The following is a 24,950-nucleotide window of genomic DNA, read 5'->3' on the forward strand; positions in this document are numbered from 1 at the left end:
AATCCATCCCCAACCAAAGCTGGGAGACGGGTTCGCACGACAAGACTCCGAAAAGCCTTGCCAGTGCATATAATTGGCATTGACTTAAAGCACACTGTTGAGTTCTCAAGTTTCGGGTGCGACCCGCGCTTCGAACGCACTATTTTCGGTGCGATTTCCGCTTGGGGCAACTCGATCAACCTTACTCGCTTGCTGCCGGCCGGTCAAACCCGGGCCGTCTTCAGCTCGTTCAGTTGAATTGTCTTCGCCGCTGAGCGGCTCGTCCAACTTTACTTACTTGCGCTCGGCCTGTCAAATCGTTTCGACTTGACTGAGAAGCTTGAGTAGCAGAAGCAAATCCCATGTGACTGGGGGCTTTGCTCGTTGGCAACCGCTTTCGCGGATCCACATGCTACTCGGCTCACCTCATCGATGTCAAACCGACTGATTCGAGGCCGACCGCTGTTGAGTTGTTCGTTACCGCCGAAGCGGCCTGCTACACATTACCCGTTTCCCTTGCGGCCGACAAATCGCCGGACCCGGGCCCGCACTCGTCGCCCAGGCATGGAGCGGGTTCGTCTGAACGCACACTCGTCCCGTAGCTACGGCTTGGTGGGATGGCTCCTGGTCCGTCCTGATTCAGTGCGGTGCACCTCGGAGCTTGAGGAACATTACACCTGTGCCGCAGTCCCGGCAAATCAGACCTGGGGGTGATCCGGGTGCGTGCACTCCGCAGGGGATTCGTACAGTGGAGCCATGAGACTGAGGGGCTGCGCCATTGCTGCTGTGACGGCGGTGCTCCTGGTGGGTTGTGTCCCCATGAGGGCTGGGGTGGTCCCGTCCCCTCTCCCCTCTCCCCCAGGTAGCGCTGCTTCGCCCACCGCTGCGTCGTCAGCCCTAGAGGCGCCCAGGCCGTTCGCCGCCCGCACTGTCAGCGTGAACGTGAGCGGGGACCTGTTGTGGCACAACAGTCTCTGGGCCAGCGCGGAGCTGGATGCCGGCGCGTCGGCCTCGGGGAGGTTCGACTTCGTCCCCCAGCTCGCGTCCCTGACCGACTACGTGTCGGCCGCTGATCTGGCCATCTGCCATTCGGAGGTGCCCTTCGCCCCCGCGGGAGGCCCGTACGAGAACTACCCCACGTTCGCCGCACCCCAGGAGATCGCCCCGGCCATCCGGGCGACGGGTTGGGACCTGTGCACCACGGCGTCGAACCACACCATGGACCAGGGCTGGGAGGGGTTGGTGCGCACGATCGAGGTGCACCGGGCTGCGGGGATCCTGACCGCAGGCTCCTACGCCTCGCCACTGGAGGCGGCCACCCCAGTGATCTTTACCACAGCCTCAGGCGTGAGGGTGGCCGTGGTGAGCCAGACCTACGGGCTGAACGGTCTGGCGAGACCGGCCGGTAAGCCCTGGTCCGTCGATCTGCTCGACGCCGAGCGGGCTGTGGCACAAGCGAGAGCGGCCAAAGCAGCGGGGGCCGACCTCGTGGCGGTGCACATGCACGCCGGAGACGAGTACTCCAGCGCCGTCACCGCTCAGCAGGCCGCCTACGCCGAAGCCGTGACTGCCGCGCCGGAGGTGGACCTCGTGTTCGGGCAGCACGCCCACGTCGTGCAGCCCATCACGAAGGTCAACGGCAAGTGGGTGGTCTACGGGGCGGGCAACCTGATCGCGGCCAGCGGCCCCGCCCAACCCCACACCTACGACGGATACGTGGCCCAGATCACCTTCACGGAGCAGGAGGGCGGGGCCTTCACCGCCACCGCCGCAGAGTACGCACCCACCATGATCACCGCGAAGTCGGGCAGCGTGCCCGCCCGGGTCCACCTCATTCCAGATGAGCTCAGGAAGGGTACGCCGCTGTCCTCCGCGATGTTGGAATCCGCCGCGCGCACTCGCGCCGTGGTGCACTCGCTCGGCGCCGAGGGCCTGACTGAACGGCAGTAGCCGTCGAGGTCTCAGCGCAGGCTGGCGATGCCGACCGTCTTGCGCCCGCGCCGCACGACGGCGAAGCGACCGTGCAGCAGCCGTTCCCCGTCGAGCGTCACATCCGGGTCCTCGACCTTTTCGTTGTTCAGGTACGCGCCGCCCTCGGCGACAGTGCGACGGGCTTCGCCCTTCGACTTCGACACTCCTGCCGCGACCATGGCGTCGACGATCGTGGCCCCGGGTTCCAGCTCGCCGCCACCGACTTCGCCGGCGACACTGCTGAGCGTTTCCGGGCTCAGTTCGTGCAACTCACCGCGACCGAAGAGCGCCGCGGCCGCGGCGACAGCCGCCTCCCGTTCCGCTCTTCCGTGGACGATGTCGGTCACTTCATCAGCCAGCGCCCGCTGCGCCTCGCGCTTGAAGGGCGCCTCGATGGTGGCCTGCTCGAGGGCCTCGATCTCCTCGCGGGAGCGGAACGAGAACACCTTCAGGTAGTCCACCACCTTGGAGTCCTCCGAGTTCAGGAAGAACTGGTGGAAGGCGTAGGGGCTGGTGAGCCTGCCGTCGAGCCAGACGGTGCCGGATTCGGTCTTCCCGAACTTGGTGCCGTCCGCCTTCGTCAGCAGCGGGGTGGCCAGCGCATGCGCCCTCCCCTGGTCTGAACGACGGATGAGTTCCACCCCTGCGGTCAGGTTGCCCCACTGGTCCGAGCCGCCCGTCTGCAGGGTGACGCCGTAGCGGCGGTACAGCTCACGGAAGTCCATCGACTGGAGGAGCACATAGGAGAACTCCGTGTACGAGATGCCGGCCTCGAGGCGACGGGCCACCACGTCGCGGGCCAGCATGCGGTTGACCGGGAAATGCTTGCCGACGTCGCGCAGGAAGTCGAGCACCGACATGGTGCTGGTCCAGTCGTAGTTGTTGACCATGGTGGCCGCGTTCGGGCCGTCGAAGTTGACGTAGCGCCCTACTTGGCCGCGGATCCTGTCCACCCATTCGTGCACCAACTCGACCGAGTTCATCACGCGCTCGCCTGATTCCTTCGGGTCACCGATGAGGCCGGTGGCACCGCCCACCAGCATGAACGGCTGGTGGCCGGCGTCCTGCAACCGGCGGGCCAGCAGCGCCTGCACGAGGTTGCCGGTGTGGACGCTCTCCGCCGTGGGGTCGAAGCCGATATAGAACTTGACCGGCCCGTCGTCCAGGTGCGCAGCGAGCGCCTCCGGATCGGTCGAGTGGGCGATCAGCCCACGCCAACGCAGGTCGTCAAGTAGTGCATTCACAAGCGCCATCGTAGCGTCCGCTCCCGGGGAGCCGTTCCGCGGCCGTCTGACGGTGCGACTACCCCGCGGGCCAGCCGAGCTGCCGGTACCGCCTGCGGCGGATCGCCCTGCGGTCGCGGCCGGGCATGGTCACGACGCGGACGACCTCGTCGTGCAGCGCCTCGCCCAACCGTCGGCAGAACTCCTCGCGGTCCCGCGCGGGGTCGTCCGGCTCCGCAACGATGCGGTCGACGATACCGGCCGTCACCAGGTCTGCCGAGCGAACCCCCTGGGCGGTGGCCATGTCAGCCGCGTGATCGACGTCGCGGTACACGATCGCCGAGGCCCCCTCGGGCGGGAGCGGCGCGAGCCAGGCGTGCTGTGCGGCGACCACGCGATCTGCCGGCGTCAGGGCCAGCGCGATGCCGCCGGTCCCCTGCCCCATCAAGAGGCTCACGGTGGGGCTCGGCAGGGTGAGCAACTCGCTGAGAGTCCGGGCGATCTCGGAGGCCAGCCCGCGCTCCTCCGCCTCCTTCGACAGCGCCGCCCCAGGGGTGTCGATGACGGAGATCAGCGGCAGCTTGAGCTCGCGGGCCAGCCGGATCCCCCGTCGGACCTCCCTCAGGGCGGCGGGGTCGAGCGGCCGCCCCTGGTCGTGTCGGTCCTGCCCCACGATGACGCACGGCGCATCGCCCCAACGGGCCACGGCCAGGACGGAGCCGGGGTGGGACTCACCGTCGCCGGTGCCGTTGAGCATGGTCACGTCCGAAGCGGCGACCTCAAGGAGGTCGCGGAGGCCGGGGCGGTCGTCGCGGCGGGTGCGGGCCACCGACTCCCAGGCGGGGACATCCGGCAACTCCACCGCGGACGGCAGCGGCGGCGGCATCGCACCGACGCGCTGCTGGACCACGCTGAGCAGTCTGTCAAAGGCCGCCGGCACGTCGGCGATGTCGCACACGGCATCGATGACGCCGCGTTCGGCCAGGTTGTCCGACAGTTGCACACCGGGCGGGAACGGGGCGCCGTAGAGCGCTTCGTACACGCGGGGCCCCAGGAAGCCGACGAGGGCGCCGGGCTCCGCGAGCGTGACGTGCCCCAGCGATCCCCAGGAAGCGAACACGCCGCCCATCGTGGGGTTGCGCAGGTACACGAGGTACGGCAGGTGCTCGTCCTTGTGAGCCATGACGGCGCCGGTGATCTTGACCATCTGGAGGAACGCGACGGTGCCCTCCTGCATGCGGGTGCCGCCGCCCACCGGCAGCGCGATGATGGGGAGGCGCTCAGCGGTGGCGCGCTCGATGGCGCGGGTCAGGCGCTCCCCCGCCGAGACCCCGATGGACCCGCCGAGGAAGGCCGCATCACCGGCGACGAGGGCCACACGTCTGCCGTTGAGGGTGCCCTCACAAGCGACGACCGACTCGTCGCGACCCGTCCTCGCGCGGGCGGCCTCCAGGTCGTCGCGGTACGGCTCGACGATGGCGGGATCCGGGATCGCCTCGTCCCAGGCCCGGACGGAGCCGTCGTCGAGGATGGTGGAGATGATCTCGTCCACAGTGAGTCGCGTCATTGCCTGCCCCTGTCAGCGGATGGCTTCAGGTTAGTGGGGCCCGGCCGGCATCAGAAATCCGCCAGAGCCGCCTGGGCTGCCCGGAGTTCGGCGAGCTGTTCGGCGACCCTCGCGGGCGCGGTGCCGCCACGTCCGTCGCGCGACGCCACGGACCCCTCGACGGTGAGCACACCGAGGACGGCGTCGTCGAGGTGCGCGGAGATCCGGGGAAGGTCGTCCGCGGCGAGGTCCTGGAGCGTGATGCCCTCGGACTCGCAGTAGCGGACGGTCTCCCCGGCAACCTCGTGGGCGACGGCGAACGGCACGCCGCTGCGCACCAGGTGGTCCGCCACGTCCGTCGCCAGCGAAAAGCCCTTCGGCGCCACCTCTGCCATGCGCTCGGGATGGAACGTCAGCGTGCCGACCATCCCGGCGACCGCGGGGATCAGCACATGCAGCTGATCGATGCCGTCGAAGATGGGCTCCTTGTCCTCCTGCAGGTCGCGGTTGTAGGCCAGCGGGAGACCCTTGAGCGTGGCCATCAGGCCGGTCAGGTTCCCGATGAGGCGGCCGGCCTTGCCCCGGGCGAGTTCGGCGACATCGGGGTTCTTCTTCTGCGGCATGATCGAACTTCCCGTGGACCAGGCGTCGTCGAGGGTCGCGAAACCGAACTCTGCGGTGCACCACAGGATGACGTCCTCGGAGAGGCGGGACAGGTCCACGCCGATCTGCGCCAGCACGAACGCCGCTTCAGCGATGAGGTCGCGCGCCGCGGTGCCGTCGATCGAGTTCGGCACGGACGAGGCGAAGCCCAGTTCCCGGGCCACCAGCTCAGGGCTCAGGCCCAGCGACGTGCCCGCCAGGGCAGCCGAGCCGTACGGGCTGACCGAGAGGCGCTTGTCGAGGTCGTGGAGGCGTTGGATGTCGCGGACCAGCGGCCAGGCGTGGGCCAGCAGGTGGTGGCTGAGCAGGATGGGCTGGGCCGACTGGAGGTGCGTGCGGCCGGGCATGACGGCGCCCAGATACTTCTCCGCCTGGGCCGCGAGCGCACTGAGGACACCGTCGACGTCCTGGGCGATCAGCCGGATCTCCTCGCGGAGGTAGGAGCGGATCAGCGTGGCGATCTGGTCGTTGCGCGAGCGGCCGGCGCGGATGCGGCCGCCGAGGTCCGCCCCGACGATGTCCTTCAGACCCCGCTCGAGGGCGCCGTGCACGTCCTCGTCGCTGTCGGCGGGCAGGAAGTCGCCTGCCTCGACGCGACGGGCCAGCTCGGCCAGCCCCTCATCCATGGCCGTGGCCTGCTCCTGGGTGAGCAGGCCGGCCGCGAGCAGCGCCTTGGCGTGGGCGCGGGAGCCGGCGATGTCGTGCAGGGCGAGGCGCCAGTCGAACTGGGTCGACTTGCTCAGCGCGAACATCGCCTCGCTGGGCCCGCCCTCGAATCGGCCGCCCCAGAGTCGTCCCTGATCAGTGCTCACAAGTCTTCCTTTGCTGGTTTGCCGGTGCGGGTCATCTCGGAGACGGTCCCCACCGTTCGGATGGCGGCCTCGGTGTCGGTGGCGATCACCAGCACGGTGTCGTCGCCGGCGATCGTACCCAACACGCCGGGGAGCCCGGCGAGGTCGAGGTACGAGGCGAAATACTGCGCCGCGCCGGGCGGCGTCCTGACGAGGATCTGGGTGCCGGCGTGCCGGATGGACTGCAGCAGCTCGGCGCACAGCCGGGCGAGCTTCTCCAGGGCGGCGTCCTCGCCCTCCTCCCCCGCGGGGGCGTACACGAGGGCACCGCCGACGGCGCGCTGCCGCACGGCGCCCAGCTCGAGGAGGTCCTTGCTGAGCGTGGGCTGGCTCACGGCGATGCCGTGCTCGGCCAGGGCGTCGATCAGTTCACCCTGGGACGTGTAGCGCGCCTCCACGAGCAACTGACGCAGCGTGGCGAGCCGGCCGGCGCGGGTCAACTTAGGCATTGTCCCGGAGCAGCGCGGGAAGGGCGTCGAGGAACGGCTGCAGGTCGTCGGGGGTCGCGATCAGCGGCGGAGCGAGCCGGATGACGTTGGGCCGCGGTGCGTTGATCACGAAGCCCGCGTCGAGGGCCGCGTCGGCGACCTGCGCGGCGTTCTCGCCGGTCAGCACGACGCCGAGCAGCATGCCCCTTCCGCGCACCTCACTGATCGACGGCGCGTTCAGGCCGCGCACGGCGTCGGCGAGCCACTCCCCTGTGCGGCGCACGTTCTCCAGCACGCCGCCCTCCAGCGCGTCGAGCACGGCGTTGCCTGCGGCGGCAGCCACCGGGTTGCCCCCGAACGTGGTGCCGTGCTGCCCGGGCTGCAGGAGGTTGGCCGCGGCGCCCGTGGCGATGCAGGCGCCGATCGGGAAACCGTTGCCGAGCCCCTTCGCCAGGGTGACGAGGTCGGCGACCGCGCTCACCGTCCGGTGTGCGAGGTATTCGCCGCACCGCCCGAGACCGGTCTGCACCTCGTCGACCCACATCAGCGCACCGTGCGCCCGCGTGAGCTCGCGGATCTCGGCGAGGTAGCCGTCGGGCGCCGGCACAACGCCGTTCTCTCCCTGCACCGCCTCGACGACGACGGCGGCCACGGTGTCGTCGAGAGCGGCCCGCAGCGCCTCGGTGTCGCCGTAGGGGACGAACGTGACGTCGCCCGGAAGGGGCACGAAGGGTTCGCGGTACTTCGCGTTGGCGGTGATGGCCAGGGCGCCCATGGTGCGGCCGTGGAAGGCCCCCTCCATCGCGATGATGCGCGTGCGGCCGGTGAGCCGGGTCAGTTTGAAGGCGGCCTCGTTCGCCTCGGTGCCGGAGTTGGTGAAGAACACCCGGGCACCGGAATCGCCGGTGAGTGCGGCGAGCCGCTGCGCCAGCCGAATCTGCGGCTCGCTGGCGAAGAAGTTCGACACGTGGCCGAGGCGGCCGAGCTGCTCGGTGATCGCCTGCGTGACGCCGGGATGGGCGTGGCCCAGGGCATTGACCGCCAGGCCGGAGAGCAGGTCGGTGTACTGCCTGCCGTCGGCGTCCCAGAGGTGCACGCCCTCGCCGCGCTCGAAGATGCGCTTCGGGGCGCCGAAAGCGTTCATCATGACCGCCGCGTAGCTGGCCGTGAGTTGGTCCTGCGTCATCAGTTGTCTTCCTTCGCTACGCCGGCGTTGGTGACCATGGTGCCCACGCCCTGGTTGGTGAAGATCTCGAGCAGCAGGCAGTGCGGGACGCGGCCGTCGAGGACGGTCGCCGAGGTGACCCCGCCGTCGACCGCCCGGACGCAGGCCTCCATCTTGGGGATCATGCCAGCGTCGAGCGTGGGCAGCATCTCGCGCACCTCGTCGGTGCTGATCTGCGTGATGACCGAACTCTCGTCGGGGTAGTTGGCGTAGACGCCCGCAACGTTGGTCAGCATCACGAGGCGCTTGGCGCCGAGCGCGACGGCGAGCGCAGCGGCGGCGGTGTCGCCGTTGACGTTGTACACCTGCCCGTCCGAATCCGGGGCTACCGTGGCGACCACGGGGATCCGCCCGGCGTCGATGAGATCGTTGATGCCGGCGGGGTCCACCGCCTCGACGTCGCCCACCAGGCCGAGGTCGATCTCCTCGTCGTCGACCATCAGCCCGCGCCGCTTGGCGGTGAAGAGACCGCCGTCCTCACCGGACATACCGACGGCGAACGGGCCGTGCTGGTTGATCAGGTTGACGAGTTCGCGGCCCACCTGGCCCACCAGGACCATGCGCACCACATCCATCGCCTCCGGCGTGGTGACGCGCAGCCCGCCGCGGAACTCCGAATCGATGTCCAGCTTCTTGAGCATCGACGAGATCTGCGGCCCGCCGCCGTGCACCACCACCGGCTTCACCCCGACGCGGCGCAGGAACACGATGTCCTCCGCGAAGGCGCGCTTGAGGTGCTCGTCGGTCATGGCGTTTCCGCCGTACTTGATCACGACGGTCTGGCCGGCGTATTCGGCGAGCCAGGGCAGGGCCTCGATGAGGGTGGACGCCTTGGCGATCAGTTCGGGCTGCTGGTGGGGTTGGGGCCTGGTCATCATTTAGGTGGAGTACTCCGCGTTCTCCTTCACGTAGTCATACGTGAGGTCGTTGGTCAGGATGGTGGCTGCAGCGTTGCCGGCGTGGAGGTCGACGGTCACGGCGACATGGCGCCCAGAGAGGTCGACCAGGTTGCGGTCGTCGCCGATCTGCCCGCCCCGGCACACCATGACGCCGTTGAAGGAGACGTCGAGGTCGTCAGCGTTGAACGTCGCGTCCGTGACACCGATGGCCGACAACACGCGGCCCCAGTTGGGGTCTCCGCCGAAGACGGCGCACTTGAACAGGTTGGAGCGCGCGATCTCGCGGCCGACCACCTCAGCGTCGCGCTCGGTTGCCGCTCCGGTGACCTCGATGGCGATCTCGTGCTGGGCGCCCTCGGCGTCGGCGATGAGCTGGCGCGCCAGATCCTGGCAGACGTCCACGAGTGCTGCAGTGAAGGCGCCGATTTCCGGGCGCACCCCGGCGGCGCCGGACGCCAGCAGCGCGACGGTGTCGTTGGTGGACATGCAGCCGTCGGAATCCGCCCGGTCGAAACTGAGCCGGGTGGCTTCCCGCAGGGCTCTGTCGAGGTCCTCGGCGCTCAGGTCCGCGTCGGTGGTGAGGACCACCAGCATGGTGGCCAGGCCGGGCGCCAGCATGCCGGCCCCCTTGGCCATGCCTCCGATCGACCACTGGCCGACGGTGACGCCGGCCTGCTTCGCCACCGTGTCCGTGGTCATGATCGCCGCGGCGGCCGCCGCTCCCCCGTCGGCAGCCAGGGCCGAACACGCTGCGTCGACGCCGGGAAGGAGCTTGTCCATCGGCAACCGCACCCCGATGAGCCCGGTGGAGCAGACGGCGACATTGTCGATGATGAGCCCGAGGTTCGAGGCGACGCGGGCTGCCGTGGTGGCTGAGTCCTGGTAGCCCGCGGCACCGGTGCAGGCGTTGGCTCCACCGGAGTTGAGCACGACCGCCTGGAGCTGGCCGTCGGAGACAGCCTGCCGTGACCACTTGACCGGCGCGGCGAAGACCCTGTTGGTGGTGAAGACCGCGGCGGCGGCCATGGACGGCCCGGTATTGTGCACGACGGCGACGTCCGGCTTGCCGGACACCTTCAGGCCGGCCGTAGCGCCGGAGGCGGTGAAGCCCTTGGGGAGAGTGACGCTCACGGTGCAACCCCCACGGTGCTGAGGCCCGTGGTTTCCGGCAGGCCGAGGGCGAGGTTCATGGACTGGACGGCGCCGCCTGCGGTGCCCTTGGTGAGGTTGTCGATGGCCGAGATGGCGATCAGGCGTCCGGCCGTCTCATCGACGACGACCTGCACGGTGACGCGGTTGGACCCGACCACGGCTGCGGTCTGGGGCCAGGCGCCTTCGGGGAGGAGATCGACGAAGGGCTCGCTCTCGTACCGGGTGGCGTAGGCCACGCGGGCGGAGGCGGTGGTCACGCCGTCGGCGACCGGGGCGGAGCAGGTGGCCAGGATGCCCCGGGGCATGGGGACCAGCAGCGGCGTGAAGCTCACGTTCACCTCGGAGTCCGTGACGCCGGAGAGGTTCTGGACGATCTCGGGGGTGTGGCGGTGCAGGCCGCCGACGCCATAGGGGCTCATGTTGCCCATGGTCTCCGAGCCCAACAGGTGCGGCTTGAGCGATTTGCCTGCACCCGAGGTGCCCGAAGCGGCGACGACGCAGATCTGGGAGGCGTCGATCAGTCCGGCTGCGACGGCGGGCAGGAGCGCCAGGGTGGTGGCCGTCGGGTAGCACCCCGGCACCGCGACGCGCTTGCTGCCAGCGAGGGATTCGCGGGCGCCGGGCAGCTCTGGTAGGCCATAGGGCCAGGTGCCGGCGTGCGGGGAGCCGTAGAACTTCTCCCACTGCGTGGCGTCCCGGAGCCGGAAATCTGCGCCGGCGTCCACGATCAGCACGTCGTCGCCCAACTGCTCTGCGATGGCGGCGGAAGTGCCGTGCGGCAGCGCGAGGAACACGACGTCGTGACCGGCGAGCACCTCGGCGGTGGTGGGCTCGACCACGCGGTCTGCGAGCGGCGCGAGATGCGGCTGGTGGTTGCCCAGGCGGTCACCCACACTGGAGTTGCCGGTGAGGGCACCGATCGTCACATCCGGATGCTGCAGCAGGAGCCTCAGCAGTTCCCCGCCCGCGTAGCCCGTGCATCCGGCCACCGCCACTGAATACGTCATGGGGGAAACTATTCCATAGATCGAATAGATATGCCACCGCGCCGGGACCACGGTCACAGACCGGCGTCAGACGCAGCGTCTACGCTTACCGCATGAGTTTCATGCGCTCGTTCATCGCGCTCACAGTCCTGCTCGTGGCCGTGGCCGTCGGGTTCGGGGCCATGGGCGCCCACTGGGTGGACCGGCTGGCGCGCACCCCTGCGCCCCTGCAGCGCATCATCGGACCTCTGGTCTCGGACAGCGAGATCACCGCTGAGCTTTCCTCCACGCTGACGGCCGAGGCGAAGAAGGCCGTGCCGGCGGAGATGCTCGAACTGCCGCTCATCGGGGAACAGATCAACCAGGTCATCACCGTCGCGGTGGTGACGGCGCTCGCGGATCCCGGCGTGCAGCGCGCCTGGAACGAGTCGATCAACCGCTCCCGTGTGGCCTATGTGAAGGCGCTCGACGCCGTGCGCGAGGACGAGACGCTGGAGGCTCCCACCATCTGGTTCGACCTCTCCCCCTTCGCCCAACTGGGGAAGGCGAAGCTGATGGAGGTCTCGGCCGAGCCGCTGCACCCCTACCTCGACCAGGTCCAGTTGGATGAGGTCCGCCTCCCGCTGGGTCAGCCGTCGGAGTCCATCACCCAGTCCATCGCCGACGGCGTGGGCGCCGCCCGCAACTGGCCGTGGTTCTACGCGGCGGCCGGGGCGCTGGCCGTCATCGGCCTGGTCATCGGGTCACGGCGCGGCCGCTGGGTGGCGCTTCTCCTGGCGGCAGCGGCGGCGGCGGTGGGCCTGTGGTTCGGTCGGCTCACCGTCGAGAGGGTCGCCTTCCCCGAGGGCGACTCCCTGGCCGCCGCGGTGCGCACCCGGATCGTCGAGGGCGGCACCCAATCCTTCCTGGACTTCACCCAGCCCGCGCTGTACGTCGTCTACGGGCTGATCGGACTGAGCCTGCTGGCCCTGCTCCTCGCAGGGACCACCAGGCGCTCCTAGGCGAAGACGACCGGCTTCTGCGACCAGCCGCCCAGCGGGCGTTCGGCGCGGACGCCGGGCTGATCCGCGGGAAGCGACAGATCCCTGGTTGCGTCGAGCACCTCTTCGAGGAGGATGCGCAACTCCAGAGTGGCCAGCGGCCGCCCAGGGCACACGTGCGGACCGGCGCCGTAGACGAGGTTCGCCCCGGCATTGGCCTCGGGCTCGTACCGGTCGGGGTCCTGGAAACGCGCCGGGTCCCGGTTCGCCTCCGTCCAGTCCACGACGAGGCGCTGGCCGTGGGCGACGGGGCAACCGCCCACCTTGGTCTCACGCGTGGCCACGCGTCGGTTGCTGACGAACGGGTCGTCGATGCGGAGCAGCTCGTCGATCGCCGCGGCGAGCGCCGACGGGTCGGTGCGCCGGGAGCGGACCTCCGCCTCGATGGCCGGGTCCTGCGCAAGCTGGTGCAGGACGACGCCGGCGCAGAGGGCCAGGGACCCGAGGTCGCCGCCCGTCCAGTTGCGCAGGATGGAGATGATCTCCGGCCGGGCCAGCTGCCGGCCGTCCACCTCCTGGCGGATGAGCTCGTCGGTGACGTCCTGGGCCGGTTCGCTGAAATGCGCCGCCCGCGGGTCCACCACGCGACCGATGATGTCGTCAAACCACTGCGCCACCTCTGTGGTGCGCTCGAGGTCACCCGAGCGGGAGGCATTGGCGTTCTCCGCCACCCAGTCGATCAGTTCCTGGCGGAGTTCCGGTGACCAGCCGAGCCAGGCCAGCATCGCGTCGACGGCGAACTGCACGCCGAGGCCGTGAATGACTTCGACGGGCTCACCCTTAGGCACGGCGGCGACGGCTCGGCGGGCCACCTCCCGGACAGGTCCTTCGAGGGCGGCCATCCGCTCCTCGTTGAAGTAGGGGTCCAGCGCACGCCTGAAGGCGGCGTGCTCCTCACCGTCGAGCCCGTTGGGTACCTGCAGGAAACGCGACACCTTGCTGGAGAACGTCTCGGGGTCCTGCACCACGGCGAGGGCCTCGGCGTGTCCGGTCACCCGGATGGTGTCGCCGTCAGGGAAAGCGCTCATGGTTTGACACTAGCGGATTGGAATAACAGGGGCACGTGGGTTGCGCCGTCAGGCCTGGGGAATGGCCCGGCCCTCGGTGTCGACGACCTCCCGGGTGCCCAGCACCCTGTCCAGTTCCACGACCGCCTCGAGAGTGGCGGCGTCCTCGCTGTCGCGGGCGCTCTCGTCGATGAGGACCTCGATCACGACCTGCTCATCGGTCTCCTCGGTCACCTCCGCGGCTGCAACGGTGTCGCCTGCGGCGGCCTGGATCTGGAGGGTGAGCGCCTGGGAATCAGGATCGCCCGAATAGGTGGACGGACTGACTTTCACGGTGTCGGTGCAGGCCATCAGGGCGCACGCGAGCGCAACTACCGCGATCCAGATCGCCGGCCGGGAACCACGTCGCTGTCGGTTCATAGGAGTTACCCTACCGGGGTTACTCCCCGCACGAAGGTGTCAACGCCGACCCGGAAATGATGCTCCGCGAGGGCGGGGTCGAACTCCGTCAGAACTCCGAGGGCGTACATCTGGGTGCGGGTCTGCTCCTCGACGACGTGCCCGAGCACGAAGTGGAGCAGAGCCGCCATCGTCGCCTCAGGTTCCGGGTGCCCCGCACGCGCGAGGAGGTCGCGGCCACCTGCCGTCGGATCAAGGGTGCCGAGGCCGAGGGCGTGGGAGGAGCTCACGAGTTCGGCGGCATCGCGATGGGTGAGCAGCGCAGCACGGAGGCTGTGGGCCCAACCGGACAGGTCATCCACCGAAGTGAGCGTGGCGAGGATCTGGTCCGCGATCGCGGCCAGCAGCGACTGCTTATTGGGCACGTGGTAGTACAGGGCCCCCGCCTGGACACCCAACGAATCCGCGACGCGCCGCATGCTGAGGTCTCCGAGGCCGTACTCGTCGAGGATCGCCAACCCGGCATCGACGATGGCCGCCCTGCTCAGCGCCACGAGGCCCCTTCCCTGTCCGCCCGGCTGCCCCGGCGGAGATATGCACGCGCCCACCCTACTGGCACGCCTACGCTGGAGGCATGCGTGAGTTCCACAAGCCAGTCCGACGCCCCGGCGACATCATCGAGGCGCTCCACGGCGCCGGCGACCCTGCAGAGCTCGGGGGGCTGGCCCACGACACGGCCGCCGCTCTCCTCCACCGGGTACGCACAGCGCCGGACCCGCGGATCGTCGACAGGCTGATCGGGTACGCCGACGAGCACGGGATCGACGATGTCGCCGAGCTGTGGGCCGACGCGCCCGCGGAGACGTTGCCCGGCGCGCTGTGGCGGCTGTACCTCGTCCGGCACACCGTGGCCGCCAACCCCGAGGACGCGGGCCGCATCTTCGCCCGGGGTGCGGAGGTCGACGGCGTGAACCAGGCCATCGCGGGCTCCCCGCACGCCCCCACCCCGGCGGAAGTGGTGGTCCTGGTCAACCAGATCCTGCGCGGTGCCTTCACCGGCGACTTCGCCGTGGCGCTCGAGCGCGCCTCCGCGTTCAGCCGGGTGATGGCGGCTGGTGCTGCGGAGCTGGGCCCGCGCCACGACGACCACGAGCGGCTCACCGCCGGCTACACGACGATGGCCGAGGAGTTCACGATGCAGGCGAAACTGTGGCGATCAGGGCAACTGACTTGAGCCTCAGCGCGGAGCCATTACACTCGGTAGATGCCGGGCCGCGGTAACCCCGGGCTCCACTTAAAGCCGCTTCGAGCGGCCACGCGCCGAGAGGCGTTCTGCGGTCCGGCCCTCACCTTTTCCACATCAGCCGGGCCCTGCAGCGCGATCGCTGCAGGGCCCGTCTGGCCCCCGTCTCTCCTGGGATCATCTGATTCTCAGGCGCGCTGGACCGCGCCGAAGCGCTCTTCCGCCATCTTCACCGCGGATTGCCTGGCCGCTGCGGCCTCCGCGTCGGTCAGCGTCCGATCGGCGCGGAAACGCAGCGCGAACGCCAGCGATTTCTTCCCCTCGCCCACCTGGTCGCCCGTGTAGACGTCGAACAGCGCGATCGACTCGAGCAGTCCACCGGCGCCCTCAGCCAGAGCTGCCTCCACCTCGACGGAGGCGACATCGGCGTCGACGATCAGCGCCACGTCCTCCTTCGCCATCGGGAAGGAGCGCATGGGCTCGATGTCGCCGCCGCGGACGGCGTGCCCCAGCAGCAGGTCGGCGTTGAACTCGACGGCGCAGCTGCGTTCCGGCAGGCGGAAAGCGGCCACCACCCTGGGGTGCAGCTCCCCCGCGTGGCCCAGCACGATGCCGTTGACCGACAGCTCGGCGCACCGGCCGGGGTGCCAGGGGGCCATCTCCACGTTGCGGCGCTCCAGCTCGACACCGACAGCCGCGGCAGCCGTTTCTGCGAACGCGACGACATGGGTCCAGTCGGCGACGACGGCGGGGCCGTCCCAGCCTGCGGACTTCCAGTTGCCGGTCACGACGGCGGCCATGGTCTCGGGCTGCGCGGGCAGCGCTGCGTCGAGCGCGGCCAACTCATCCTCGGTGGGGCGGGTGGCGACTCCGGGGCGGGGGGCGTCGGGCTCCCCGCCGTCGAAGAAGACCTTGCCCTTCTCGAACAGCGCCAGATCCGACAGGCTGCGCGACGTGTTGCGGGCGACGGCCGTGAACAGACCCGGCAGCAACGAGGTGCGCAGGTAGCTGTGCGTCTCCGACAGGGGGTTGGCCAGCTTGACGAGGCGTCGACGGGGGTCCGCCTCGGCAACGCCCAACTGGTCGAGCTCATCGACGGAGACGAACGGCAGGGACAGCACCTCGGTGAAGCCCAGGCCCGCCACCGCGCGCATGGCGGCGCGCCGGTCACGGATGGCCGGGTCGAGGCCGCGGGTCACGGGGGGGACGGGCAGGGTCATGCCGATCCGGTCGAAGCCGATGTGACGACCGACCTCCTCCACCACGTCATAGGGGTCCACGAGGTCGTTGCGCCAGCTGGGGGCGGTGACGGTCAGCGAGTCCCCCAGTGCCGTCACCTCGATCGACGCGGCGTTGAGCAGGCGCAGCGTCTCGTCCTGCTCGATGCGGGTACCCAGCACGTCGGAGATCAGGCCGCTGCGCAGCGACACCGTGTGCGGCACCGGGGCGGAACCGACGACGGTCTCGGCCGTCACCTGTCCCCCACCGTGGGTGGTCAGCAGCTTCGCGGCTCGCTTGGCGGCGGCGTAGGGCAGCTGCGGGTCGACGCCGCGCTCGAAGCGCTTCGAGGCCTCGGACGGCAGGCCGTGACGGCGGAACGTGCGCGACACCGAGGTGGCCTCGAAGTGCGCGGCTTCGAGGACGATCCTCGTGGTGCCCTCCGAAACCTCGGTGTTCTCGCCGCCCATGACGCCGGCCATGCCGATGGGACCGGAATCATCCGTGATCAGCAGGTCGTCGGAGGTGAGCGCGCGATCCTGGCCGTCCAGCGTGGTCAGACGCTCACCCTCGTGCGCGAGCCGCACCCGGATGGGGCCCTGCAGCTTGTCGCCGTCGTAGGCATGCAGCGGCTGGCCGGATTCGAGCATCACGTAGTTGGTCACGTCGACGGCCAGCGAGATCGAACGCACGCCCGAGGCGCGCAGCCGCTCAGCCATCCACTCGGGCGAGGACGCGGCGGGATCGATGCCTTCGATGGTCAGCGCCACGAAGGATGCGCAGCGCTCGGATTCCAGCACCAGCGGATGTCCGCCCTCGACAGGCTCGGGCAAGGCCCGGCGGTAGGTGTCCTCGAAGGTCACGCCGTTGGCGATGGCCGCCTCGCGGGCCAGACCGCGCAGCGACAGGCAGTAGCTCAGGTCCGGTGTCACATCGATGTCGAGCACCTCGTCGGCGCTCCACAGGATGTCCTGCGCCTGGGTGCCGGGCTCCGCAGTGCCGGGGGCGAGCACGATGATGCCGTCGTGATCCTCGCCGAGGCCCAGCTCGAGTTCAGAGACGATCATGCCGTCGGAGATGTGGCCGTAGGTCTTGCGGGCGGCGATCTCGAAGTTGCCGGGGAGGACGGTGCCGGGTAGCGACACCACGACGAGGTCGCCCTCGGCGAAGTTGTGCGCGCCGCAGACGATGCCGCGGGAGGCCGGGAACTCGTCGGTGGCAGGGTCGTTGTGCCCGCCGACGTCCACGCGGCAGTAGCGGATGGTCTTGCCGTTCTTCTGCGGTTCGTCGACGTAGCTGAGCACGCGTCCGACCACCAGCGGGCCCGTCACCGGCGACTCCGTGGACTCGATGCGTTCGACGGTGAGCCCCACCGCGGTGAACTGCTCGGCGAGCTTGGCGGTGGTGACGTCGGAGGGCAGCGTGACGAGGTCGCGCAACCAGGAGACGGGGGCCTTCATCGGGCTCCTCCCAGGATGGATCGGCTGAAGCGGATGTCGCCCTCCACGAAATCGCGGAGGTCGGGGGCGCCGGTGCGGAACATGACCGTGCGGTCGATGCCCATACCGAACGCGAAGCCGGAGTAGACCTCCGGGTCCACGCCGCAGGCCCGCAGGACCCGCGGGTTCACGACGCCGCAACCGCCCCACTCGATCCAGCCTTCGGAACGGCAGGTGCGGCAGGGCGCGTCAGGGTTGCCGACGGACTCGCCGTGGCACACGAAGCACTGCACGTCTACCTCGGCCGAGGGTTCAGTGAACGGGAAGTAGTGGGGGCGCATGCGGGTGGCGGTGTCGCCACCGAACATGGCCTTGGCCAGATGGTCGAGCGTGCCGCGCAGGTCCGACATGGAAATGCCCTTGTCCACGACGAGGCCCTCCAGCTGGTGGAAGACCGGGAGGTGCGTCGCGTCGTACTCATCGGCGCGGAACACCTTGCCGGGGACGACGACATACAGCGGCACACCGTGCGTCAGGAGGGCGCGCGCCTGGACCGGGGAGGTCTGGGTGCGCAGCAGCTTGCCTGCCGACGGCGGGTCGATCCAGAGGGTGTCCTGCAGGGCCCGCGCGGGGTGGTCCACCGGCACGTTGAGGGCGTCGAAGTTGTACCACTCCGCTTCGAGCTGCGGACCGTCGGCGACCTCCCAGCCCATGTCCGCGAAGACGTCGATCATCTCGTCGATCTGGTTGGTGATGGGGTGCAGCGCCCCGCGCGGGCCGGTGGTGACCGGGAGGGTCATGTCGATGCGCTCGGCGATCAACGAGGCCTCAAGCTCAGCGGCCGCGACCTCTTCCTGGCGAGCCGCGAAGGCCTGGTTGACCTGGCCGCGGGCCTTGCCGATGCGCTGCCCGGCCTCCTTGCGTGCCTGCGGGGGCAGGGCGCCGATCTCGCGGTTGGCGAGCGCCAGCGGCGAGGTGTCGCCCGCGTGGTCGTGCCGCGCCTGCTTGAGTTCAGCCGTCGTGACCGCGGCGCCGATGGCTGCCAGCGCGTCAGCGACGAAACCGTCGATGGCCGCCGGGCCGAGCGAGGCGACCTGCTTGGGATCGAAGTTGTCGTTTGGCCCCGACATGGGTCCCTCCTTGTTCACTGTTGCGTGGACGGACGGCGCGGTGCCGTCATCCTGCTGAAGAGCGTCGTTGTGCGGAGGCGGTGGCGTAGAGGCACACCGCAGCAGCGCTGGAGAGATTGAGGCTCTCCGCCCCACCCCACATTGGCACGGCGACCACCTCGTCGGCCAACTCACGGTCTTCTTCGGGCAGTCCCCATGCCTCGTTGCCCATGATCCAGGCCACAGGGCCGCTGAGTTCGCCGGCGGCGGCCTTCAGGTCGAGCGGGTCCCCGTCGCCGTCGGCCGCCAGCACCGTCATGCCCATGGCCTTGACCTTGGCTACCGCCTCAGCGAGTGGCACCCCGGTGAGGATGGGGAGGTGGAAGAGGCTGCCGACGGTGGAGCGCACCGTCTTGGGGTTGTAGATCTCGACGCTTCCCGTGGTGAGGATCACGCCGTCGGCGCCGAAGGCGTCCGCGCAGCGGATCACGGTGCCGGCGTTGCCCGGGTCCCGGACCTGCGCGCAGATCACGAGGAGGCGGGCGTCGGTGACGTCCTCCCAGCCGAACGACAACTGGCGGCAGACCGCCACGATCCCCTGCGGGGTGACCGTGTCGCTCAGCGTGCGCATCTGCTGGTCCGTGGCCTGCCACACGGGCACGTTCACGGCGTCGAGCAGATCGGCGTGTTTGGCGGGGTCATCGACGATGACCTCCTCCACCAGCGAACCGACGGCCAGCGCCTCGCGCACGGCCTGTCGGCCCTCGGCCAGGAAGAGCCCGGCCGTGTCGCGGCCGCGTCGCCCCGTCAAACGACGAACCGAACGCAGCACCGAGGCGGGAAGGCCGGGGGCTGCGTCCGGTCGAAGGGTCACTGAGTCCGCTTTCAGGCGGCTGCAGCGGGCTGGTTGTCCTTGGCGACGGCGACGAGGGCGTTGAACGCCGTGATGTCGTTGACGGCAAGGTCGGCGAGGATCTTGCGATCCACCTCGACACCGGCGTTCTTCAGGCCGTTGATGAAACGGTTGTAGGTCATGCCCTCGGCGCGGACGGCAGCGTTGATGCGCTGGATCCAGAGGCCGCGGAAGTCGCCCTTCTTGGCGCGACGGTCGCGGTAGGCGTAGGTGTACGAGTGGAGCAGCTGCTCCTTTGCCTTGCGGTACAGACGCGACCGCTGGCCGCGGTAACCCTTCGCCTGCTCGAGAACTTCGCGGCGCTTCTTGAGCGCGTTCACCGAACGCTTCACGCGTGCCATGGTGACTCCTTGGGTGGTGTGTGTGATTCAGAAAGATGGTGGGGTGGGAACTGCATCCCGGCTTGAGCCCCGGCCTGGGCCGGGTTCAGCGTGCGGGATCAGCGGCCCTTGTGCTTGCCGAGCAGCTTGCGCACCGACTTGACGTCGGCCTTGGACACCTGGGCGGTGCCCTTCAGGCGACGCAGGCGCGTCGAGCCGAAGGTCTCGTTGAGGTGGCCGAGGTTGGCCTGAGCACGACGGATCTTGCCAGTGCCCGTCATCTTGAACCGCTTCTTCGCACCGGAGTGCGTCTTCATCTTCGGCATATCTAGCTCGCTTTCCTACTCGATCTCAGAGATCGATGTCTGGGTCCATGTTGTCTGCAGGACCACGCTTCTTCTGGTGGGCATCCGTCTGGGCGGCGGCGCGGAGTTCCGCTTCCATCACCCGTTCGTTCTCGGCCTGCTCCCTGCGCTCCGCCATGCGGCGGTCGCGGTCGGCGGCCTGATCGACCTTCGCTTCGGTCTTCTTCTTGGTGGGTCCGAGCACCATGAGCATGTTTCGGCCGTCCTGCTTGGGAGAGGCTTCGATGAAGCCGAACTCCGCCACGTCGGCCGCCAGGCGGCGCAGCAGTTCCATGCCCAGTTCGGGGCGGGACTGCTCGCGGCCGCGGAACATGATGGTGATCTTCACCTTGTCGCCGGCTTTGAGGAAGCGGACCACGTGGCCCTTCTTCGTCTCGTAATCGTGCTGGTCGATCTTGAGGCGGAGCTTCATCTCCTTGGTGGTGACGTTCTGCTGGTTCTTGCGGGCGTCGCGCACCTTCTGTGCCGCCTCGTACTTGAACTTGCCGTAGTCCATCAGCTTGGCGACCGGCGGACGCGCCTGCGGGGCCACTTCGACAAGATCCAGATCGTTCTCCGCCGCGAGACGCAGGGCGTCCTCGACGCGCACGATGCCGACCTGCTCGCCATTGGGGCCGACGAGCCGGACTTCGGGTACTCGGATGCGATCGTTGATCCGCGGTTCAGTGCTGATGGGTCCTCCAGTTGAAGAGTTGGTATGTACTGGTCAACAGCAAAAGGCCCCTGCACATGCAGAGGCCCACACACCAACTCGACGACGGAGCAACCGCTCGTCGTGGGGTGACCCGGCCGCCACAGCAACTCGGGTGGGAGTGGAACTCCGCTTTATCAGGGCAGCCGGAAGCCGCCAACCTTGAAGATTATACGCAGGCCGCCCCGCATCTTCCAAAACCGGGCTCGCCGGGGCCCGGCGGCGTGGTCAGGCTTCGTCGTCCTCGGCGTACTTCACCCACGCGAAGTCCTCGCCCTCGAACTCGACGAGACGGAAACCGTCGGCGAACTTCTGCAGCGCGTCGCCGGCGATCACGAACGGTACAGGGCCGGCGACGTCGATCAGCAATTGCTCCGCGTCAGCGGCCTCGACGGTGGCGCAGAGCTCGTCGAGCAGGCAGGGCACGGGCCGCGCGTCGGCCTCCCAGGCCTTGAGGGAGTCGTAGCCGGTGAAGGCCAGGAGGTAACTGCCGGACTCGTCCGTGAGCGTGACGGCCGCCATCTCCGCGTGACGGTCCGGGTCCGGGGCGTCACCGCCCTCGTCACCGCTGGCCACGATCGGCAGGAGCAGGCGGCTGGTGCAGAGTGCCACCAGGGCCCTGATGTAGCCGTTGTGGTCCTGGGCGCGCGCGATGGCGGCGCGGGTCAACGGATCCGCCGCCCCGTCGTCCCCGGCGAAGCGGGAGTTCGGTTGTGCCAGGGAGCGCAGTTCGACCATGCCCAGAACCCTAGCCGTTCATGCGCCCGCGGCGATGTGCCAGACTGGGGGACATGCCCATTGAGCTCATCGGGACCATCGCCGTCGCCGTCGTGATCCTCGCCATCGCCGCAGGAGTCACCGCCCGGGTGGGAAGGGTGCGGCCGCTGATCATCGGGCTGGGCCTGGCCGCCATCCCCGTGGGGCTGTACCTCACCGGCCTGCTCAGGCTGCTCATCAACGGGATCATGAGCCTGGTGGACTGGTTCCAGCGCACCGTGTTCACCAACGCCGTGGCGTGGGGCCTGGGCCTGCTGGTGAGCGGCATCATCCTCACCGTCGTGGGGCTCATGCTCCCCCGGAAGCCCGCCCGTGAGCATGCGGCTCAGCCCGCCGCGGGCAGGGAGGCCCCCCAGCGCAACCGCACCAGGCAGGTGCCCGGCGCCACCGCGGCCAAGCCCGCCACCGGCACCGCGCGGTCGACGCCCTCCCCCGCCGCGAAGCCGGCCGCCAAGCCCGCCGCGGCTCAGAAGGGCACAGACCCCGAGGACGCGGAGATCGAAGCGCTGCTGCGCAAGCGCGGCATCATGTGAGCTGGGCGGATCAGCGGGGTCAGTCGGCGTCGGCGCTGCTGTAGCCCGCCGAGGTCGCCCCATTGGCCTTCAGCCACCGGCGCAGCTCGATGATCTTGCCCCTGCCGCCCTCACCTTCGAGGAACTGGATGGCAAGCACGGGCCTGCGCTTGAGCGTGTCCTCCTGCTTGATCAGGAGTGAACTCCAGGCGTCGCCGGGACGCAGTCGCACTCCCGCGATCGCGTCGACGTCGTAGCGGCGCAGGAACGGTCCGTTGCGGACGGTGACCACACCGTCGGCCGCCCAGAGCCGGGAATAGCCGACGGACAACATGATGGCGATCATCAGGAACACGATGAACAGCAGCGTGCCCGCCTGCGCCCAGGTGACCTGCCCACGGATCTCCGGGCCGAGCTCGTACCAGCCGTACAGCGCGCCGAACAGCAGGACCATGGAGAGCACGACACCGGTCATGAGTGCCGGCGGGCTCGAGTACGAGAGCCTCGCGGGGACGGGGTCGTCCTCGGGGGTGAGCGGCTGGTCGACGGGTTCTGTCACGACGCTCCTCAGAGCCTGCAGGCGGCGAGTTCGGTGAGCAGGATGCCTCGCGCGCCGGCGTCGTGGAGGCGGTCCATGAGGAGGTGGGCGCCCTTGCGTGGAACCAGCACGCGCACCGCGCTCCAGCCCTCCTTCGACAGCGCCGACACGGTGGGGCCCTCCACACCAGGGGCCAGCGACGCGGTGGCCTCCAGGTCGTCGGTGTGCACGTTGTAGTCGAGCATCATGTAGTTCTGGGCGACGAGCACCGAGTGCAGGCGGGTCTTCAGCGCCTCCGCCAGGGGCGGCAGCGCGCGGCCGCCGTTGCGCTGGATGAGGACTGCTTCGGATTCGCAGATCGGGTCGCCGAACATCTCGAGGCCTGCGCGACGCAGCGTGGTGCCGGTGTCGACGACGTCAGCCACGACGTCGGCGACGCCGAGCCGGATGGCGGATTCGACCGCACCGTCGAGCCCGACGAGTTCGGCCTCGATCCCCTTCTCGTCGAGGTATGTCCGGAGCAGACCGGTGTAGGAGGAGGCGATGCGCTTGCCCCGGAGGTCTTCCAGTGTCATCAACGAGCCGTTGACGGCAGCGAAACGGAACCGGGAGCCGCCGAAGCCGAGCGCCATGACCTCGGTGGCGTCGGCCGCCGAATCCAGGAGCATGTCGCGGCCGGTGATGCCGATGTCCAGGTGGCCGCGTCCGATGTAGATCGCGATGTCGCGGGGACGGAGGTAGTAGAACTCCACGCCGTGATCGGTGTCGATCAGCGTGAGGTCCTTGCTGTCGGTGCGTTGGCGGTAGCCGGCGGAGCGCAGCATCTGGGACGCGGCCTCGGCGAGGGCGCCCTTGTTGGGCACGGCGATGCGAAGGAGTCGTTCGGTGGTCACGTTCGGTTCGTCCTCAGAGGTAGCGGTAGATGTCGTCGAGGTCGAGATCAAGGGCGATCATCATGACCTGCAGGTGGTAGAGAAGTTGGCTGATCTCCTCGGCGGCCTGGCCCTTCGACTCGTACTCGGCGGCCATCCACACCTCGGCGGCCTCCTCGACGACTTTCTTGCCGATGGCGTGCACGCCGGCCTCCAGCCGCTCCACCGTGCTCGAGCCTTCGGGCCGGTTGCGCGCAATTTCGGTGAGCTGGTCGAAGAGCTGTTCGAAAGACTTCACGTTTCCAGACCTTATCGCTTAGAGCTTGATGCCGAGCAGCGCGTCGACCGCGGCGGACATCTCCGAGATGGCGTCGGTGTCGTCGCCACCGATGCTGAGGCTGGCCGACGCCCAGGTGTCGACGGCCGCGAGGGCGGCAGGGGCGTCGAGGTTGTTGCGGAGCGCGGTGCGCATGGCGGCGATCGTCTCGCCCGCGGGCAGCGCCCCGCCGTCGTTGACCATGCCGCGCCACAGGGCGAGGCGCTCGGTGGCCCGTTCGAGCTGGTCCGGCGTCCACTCCCAGTTCTCCTGGTAGTGGTGGTCCAGCAGCGCCAGCCTGATGGCCATGGGATCCGCCCCGGCCTTGCGCAGGCGGCTGACGAGCTCGAGGTTGCCCTTCGACTTGCTCATCTTCTCGCCGTGGAGCGCCACCAGGCCGGAGTGCACGAAGGCATCCGCGAGGGGCTCACGGCTGGCCACGATGGCCTGCGCCGCGCACATCTCGTGGTGCGGGAAGACCAGGTCTGCCCCACCACCCTGGACGTCGAAGTTCGCTCCGAGGTAACGCAGCGAGATGGCGGTGCACTCGATGTGCCAGCCAGGACGACCGGCGCCCAGAGGCGAGGACCAACTGGGTTCGCCTTCGCGGGAGTAGCGCCACAACAGGCTGTCGAGCGGGTGCCGCTTGCCCGGGCGGTCCGGGTCGCCGCCGTTCTCGCGGAAGCTCGCGATCATCTCGGCCTCGCTGAGGTGGCTGACACCGCCGAACCCCGGCGCCGCGGCGGTATTGAAGTACCAGTCCGGGTGCTCGTCGTCGCCCACCTGGTAGATGAGACCACTGGCGAGCAGGTCGTCGATCAGTTCGGTGACGCAGCTGATGGACTCGACGGCGCCGATGTAGTTGTTCGGGGGCAGGACGCGCAGGTCCTGCATGTCGCTGCGGAACAGTTCGGTCTGGTCCGCGGCCAGTTCCTCCCATTCGACGCCGGTCTCGGCGGCGCGCTCGAGGAGCGGGTCGTCGACATCGGTGACGTTCTGGGTGTAGTCGACGCTGAGCCCGAGGTCCCGCCAGACGCGGTTGATCAGGTCGAAGGTGAGGTAGGTGTTGGCGTGACCCAGATGCGTGGCGTCGTAGGGGGTGATGCCGCACACGTACATCCGTGCGGTCTCCACGTCCGCGGCCACTGGCACCTGGCTGCGCGACGCCGAGTCGAACAGGGTGAGCTTGTCCGGAACGGCGCCACTCGAGGGCGGCAGGGCCGGAACGTCAACGGTTTCCCACGCATACATGGGTCACAACTTACCGC

26 protein-coding genes are annotated in these 24,950 nt (G+C 69.1%); 4 read left to right on the top strand and 22 right to left on the bottom strand.

What is annotated here, in order from left to right:
- Nucleotides 1-915: 915 nt before the first annotated feature.
- Entirely contained in the window at nucleotides 916-1,929 is a 1,014-nt protein-coding gene (locus H5393_RS13065) for a CapA family protein (RefSeq protein ID WP_182767035.1), read from the top strand.
- Between the two features lie 11 nt (nucleotides 1,930-1,940).
- Here H5393_RS13065 and tyrS read toward each other — a convergent pair whose 3' ends face one another.
- The 8 genes from tyrS to argC are packed head-to-tail and all read right to left on the bottom strand — an operon-like array spanning nucleotide 1,941 to nucleotide 10,944.
- On the bottom strand, nucleotides 1,941-3,194 hold the full coding sequence (tyrS, locus tag H5393_RS13070) for a tyrosine--tRNA ligase (RefSeq protein WP_182764284.1): 1,254 nt from the start codon (nucleotides 3,192-3,194) through the stop codon (nucleotides 1,941-1,943).
- A gap of 58 nt (nucleotides 3,195-3,252) precedes the next feature.
- Nucleotides 3,253-4,740 carry a carboxyl transferase domain-containing protein gene (locus tag H5393_RS13075; RefSeq protein WP_182767036.1) on the bottom strand — a complete coding sequence of 496 codons (1,488 nt, stop codon included), beginning with the start codon at nucleotides 4,738-4,740 and terminating at the stop codon, nucleotides 3,253-3,255.
- A 50-nt stretch (nucleotides 4,741-4,790) separates the two neighbouring features.
- On the bottom strand, nucleotides 4,791-6,194 hold the full coding sequence (argH, locus tag H5393_RS13080; RefSeq protein WP_182764286.1) for an argininosuccinate lyase: 1,404 nt from the start codon (nucleotides 6,192-6,194) through the stop codon (nucleotides 4,791-4,793).
- Nucleotides 6,191-6,682: an arginine repressor gene (locus tag H5393_RS13085; RefSeq protein ID WP_182767037.1), complete on the bottom strand. Its 492-nt coding sequence runs from the start codon at nucleotides 6,680-6,682 to the stop codon at nucleotides 6,191-6,193. Before H5393_RS13085 ends, argH begins: the two co-directional genes overlap by 4 nt.
- Nucleotides 6,675-7,847 (bottom strand): acetylornithine transaminase, encoded by a 1,173-nt coding sequence (locus H5393_RS13090; RefSeq protein WP_182767038.1) that lies wholly within the window; start codon nucleotides 7,845-7,847, stop codon nucleotides 6,675-6,677. The genes H5393_RS13085 and H5393_RS13090 overlap by 8 nt, the downstream gene beginning before the upstream one ends.
- Nucleotides 7,847-8,764, bottom strand: coding sequence for an acetylglutamate kinase (argB, locus tag H5393_RS13095; RefSeq protein WP_182764289.1), 918 nt, complete (start codon nucleotides 8,762-8,764; stop codon nucleotides 7,847-7,849). Before argB ends, H5393_RS13090 begins: the two co-directional genes overlap by 1 nt.
- Complete coding sequence (argJ, locus tag H5393_RS13100; RefSeq protein ID WP_182767039.1) at nucleotides 8,765-9,916, bottom strand: bifunctional glutamate N-acetyltransferase/amino-acid acetyltransferase ArgJ; 1,152 nt, start codon at nucleotides 9,914-9,916, stop codon at nucleotides 8,765-8,767. It lies immediately after the preceding gene.
- Nucleotides 9,913-10,944: an N-acetyl-gamma-glutamyl-phosphate reductase gene (gene argC / locus H5393_RS13105; RefSeq protein ID WP_182767040.1), complete on the bottom strand. Its 1,032-nt coding sequence runs from the start codon at nucleotides 10,942-10,944 to the stop codon at nucleotides 9,913-9,915. Before argC ends, argJ begins: the two co-directional genes overlap by 4 nt.
- A 92-nt stretch (nucleotides 10,945-11,036) precedes the next feature.
- Between argC and H5393_RS13110 the strand changes: the two genes are divergently transcribed.
- On the top strand, nucleotides 11,037-11,924 hold the full coding sequence (locus tag H5393_RS13110; RefSeq protein WP_182767041.1) for a hypothetical protein: 888 nt from the start codon (nucleotides 11,037-11,039) through the stop codon (nucleotides 11,922-11,924).
- Here H5393_RS13110 and H5393_RS13115 read toward each other — a convergent pair.
- Genes H5393_RS13115 through H5393_RS13125 form a run of 3 tightly spaced genes read right to left on the bottom strand, consistent with a single transcriptional unit; the run spans nucleotide 11,921 to nucleotide 13,923 of the window.
- A complete protein-coding gene (locus H5393_RS13115) occupies nucleotides 11,921-12,991 on the bottom strand; it encodes a cytochrome P450 (RefSeq protein ID WP_182764293.1) in 1,071 nt (356 codons plus the stop codon). The genes H5393_RS13110 and H5393_RS13115 overlap by 4 nt on opposite strands.
- A 48-nt stretch (nucleotides 12,992-13,039) precedes the next feature.
- Nucleotides 13,040-13,390 carry a hypothetical protein gene (locus H5393_RS13120; RefSeq protein WP_182767042.1) on the bottom strand — a complete coding sequence of 117 codons (351 nt, stop codon included), beginning with the start codon at nucleotides 13,388-13,390 and terminating at the stop codon, nucleotides 13,040-13,042.
- Nucleotides 13,391-13,395: 5 nt separating this feature from the next.
- Nucleotides 13,396-13,923: a TetR/AcrR family transcriptional regulator C-terminal domain-containing protein gene (locus H5393_RS13125; RefSeq protein ID WP_182764295.1), complete on the bottom strand. Its 528-nt coding sequence runs from the start codon at nucleotides 13,921-13,923 to the stop codon at nucleotides 13,396-13,398.
- An 80-nt stretch (nucleotides 13,924-14,003) separates the two neighbouring features.
- Between H5393_RS13125 and H5393_RS13130 the strand changes: the two genes are divergently transcribed.
- Nucleotides 14,004-14,603, top strand: coding sequence for a DNA-directed RNA polymerase subunit beta (locus H5393_RS13130; RefSeq protein ID WP_182764296.1), 600 nt, complete (start codon nucleotides 14,004-14,006; stop codon nucleotides 14,601-14,603).
- 197 nt (nucleotides 14,604-14,800) lie between these two features.
- On the opposite strand, the gene pheT is transcribed toward H5393_RS13130, so the two are convergent.
- The 7 genes from pheT to H5393_RS13165 all read right to left on the bottom strand — a co-directional run bounded on the left by pheT (nucleotide 14,801) and on the right by H5393_RS13165 (nucleotide 21,405).
- A complete protein-coding gene (gene pheT / locus H5393_RS13135; protein WP_182767043.1) occupies nucleotides 14,801-17,290 on the bottom strand; it encodes a phenylalanine--tRNA ligase subunit beta in 2,490 nt (829 codons plus the stop codon).
- Nucleotides 17,287-18,399 (bottom strand): phenylalanine--tRNA ligase subunit alpha, encoded by a 1,113-nt coding sequence (gene pheS, locus H5393_RS13140; RefSeq protein ID WP_182764298.1) that lies wholly within the window; start codon nucleotides 18,397-18,399, stop codon nucleotides 17,287-17,289. The genes pheT and pheS overlap by 4 nt, the downstream gene beginning before the upstream one ends.
- 46 nt (nucleotides 18,400-18,445) lie before the next feature.
- A complete protein-coding gene (locus tag H5393_RS13145) occupies nucleotides 18,446-19,252 on the bottom strand; it encodes an RNA methyltransferase (protein WP_182764299.1) in 807 nt (268 codons plus the stop codon).
- Nucleotides 19,253-19,263: 11 nt separating this feature from the next.
- Nucleotides 19,264-19,632, bottom strand: coding sequence for a 50S ribosomal protein L20 (gene rplT, locus H5393_RS13150; RefSeq protein WP_076063952.1), 369 nt, complete (start codon nucleotides 19,630-19,632; stop codon nucleotides 19,264-19,266).
- A gap of 98 nt (nucleotides 19,633-19,730) precedes the next feature.
- Nucleotides 19,731-19,937, bottom strand: coding sequence for a 50S ribosomal protein L35 (rpmI, locus tag H5393_RS13155; RefSeq protein ID WP_076063949.1), 207 nt, complete (start codon nucleotides 19,935-19,937; stop codon nucleotides 19,731-19,733).
- Nucleotides 19,938-19,962: 25 nt separating this feature from the next.
- Nucleotides 19,963-20,649: a translation initiation factor IF-3 gene (gene infC / locus H5393_RS13160; RefSeq protein ID WP_182764586.1), complete on the bottom strand. Its 687-nt coding sequence runs from the start codon at nucleotides 20,647-20,649 to the stop codon at nucleotides 19,963-19,965.
- A gap of 246 nt (nucleotides 20,650-20,895) precedes the next feature.
- Nucleotides 20,896-21,405 carry an SseB family protein gene (locus H5393_RS13165; RefSeq protein WP_182764300.1) on the bottom strand — a complete coding sequence of 170 codons (510 nt, stop codon included), beginning with the start codon at nucleotides 21,403-21,405 and terminating at the stop codon, nucleotides 20,896-20,898.
- A gap of 53 nt (nucleotides 21,406-21,458) precedes the next feature.
- Here H5393_RS13165 and H5393_RS13170 point away from each other — a divergent pair, with 53 nt between their 5' ends.
- On the top strand, nucleotides 21,459-21,977 hold the full coding sequence (locus tag H5393_RS13170; RefSeq protein ID WP_182767044.1) for a hypothetical protein: 519 nt from the start codon (nucleotides 21,459-21,461) through the stop codon (nucleotides 21,975-21,977).
- A 19-nt stretch (nucleotides 21,978-21,996) separates the two neighbouring features.
- Here H5393_RS13170 and H5393_RS13175 read toward each other — a convergent pair whose 3' ends face one another.
- From H5393_RS13175 to mshC, 4 genes are read right to left on the bottom strand one after another with little or no spacing between them, the layout of a single operon-like run.
- Nucleotides 21,997-22,515: a hypothetical protein gene (locus H5393_RS13175; protein ID WP_182767045.1), complete on the bottom strand. Its 519-nt coding sequence runs from the start codon at nucleotides 22,513-22,515 to the stop codon at nucleotides 21,997-21,999.
- Nucleotides 22,516-22,523: 8 nt separating this feature from the next.
- Nucleotides 22,524-23,387 (bottom strand): ATP phosphoribosyltransferase, encoded by an 864-nt coding sequence (gene hisG / locus H5393_RS13180; RefSeq protein ID WP_182767046.1) that lies wholly within the window; start codon nucleotides 23,385-23,387, stop codon nucleotides 22,524-22,526.
- A gap of 13 nt (nucleotides 23,388-23,400) precedes the next feature.
- Nucleotides 23,401-23,664 (bottom strand): phosphoribosyl-ATP diphosphatase, encoded by a 264-nt coding sequence (locus tag H5393_RS13185; RefSeq protein ID WP_182767047.1) that lies wholly within the window; start codon nucleotides 23,662-23,664, stop codon nucleotides 23,401-23,403.
- Between the two features lie 18 nt (nucleotides 23,665-23,682).
- A complete protein-coding gene (gene mshC, locus H5393_RS13190; RefSeq protein ID WP_182767048.1) occupies nucleotides 23,683-24,933 on the bottom strand; it encodes a cysteine--1-D-myo-inosityl 2-amino-2-deoxy-alpha-D-glucopyranoside ligase in 1,251 nt (416 codons plus the stop codon).
- Between the last annotated feature and the right edge of the window lie 17 nt (nucleotides 24,934-24,950).

It is taken from the genome of Tessaracoccus sp. MC1756 (assembly GCF_014164735.1).
Classification (GTDB): Bacteria; Actinomycetota; Actinomycetes; order Propionibacteriales; family Propionibacteriaceae; genus Arachnia.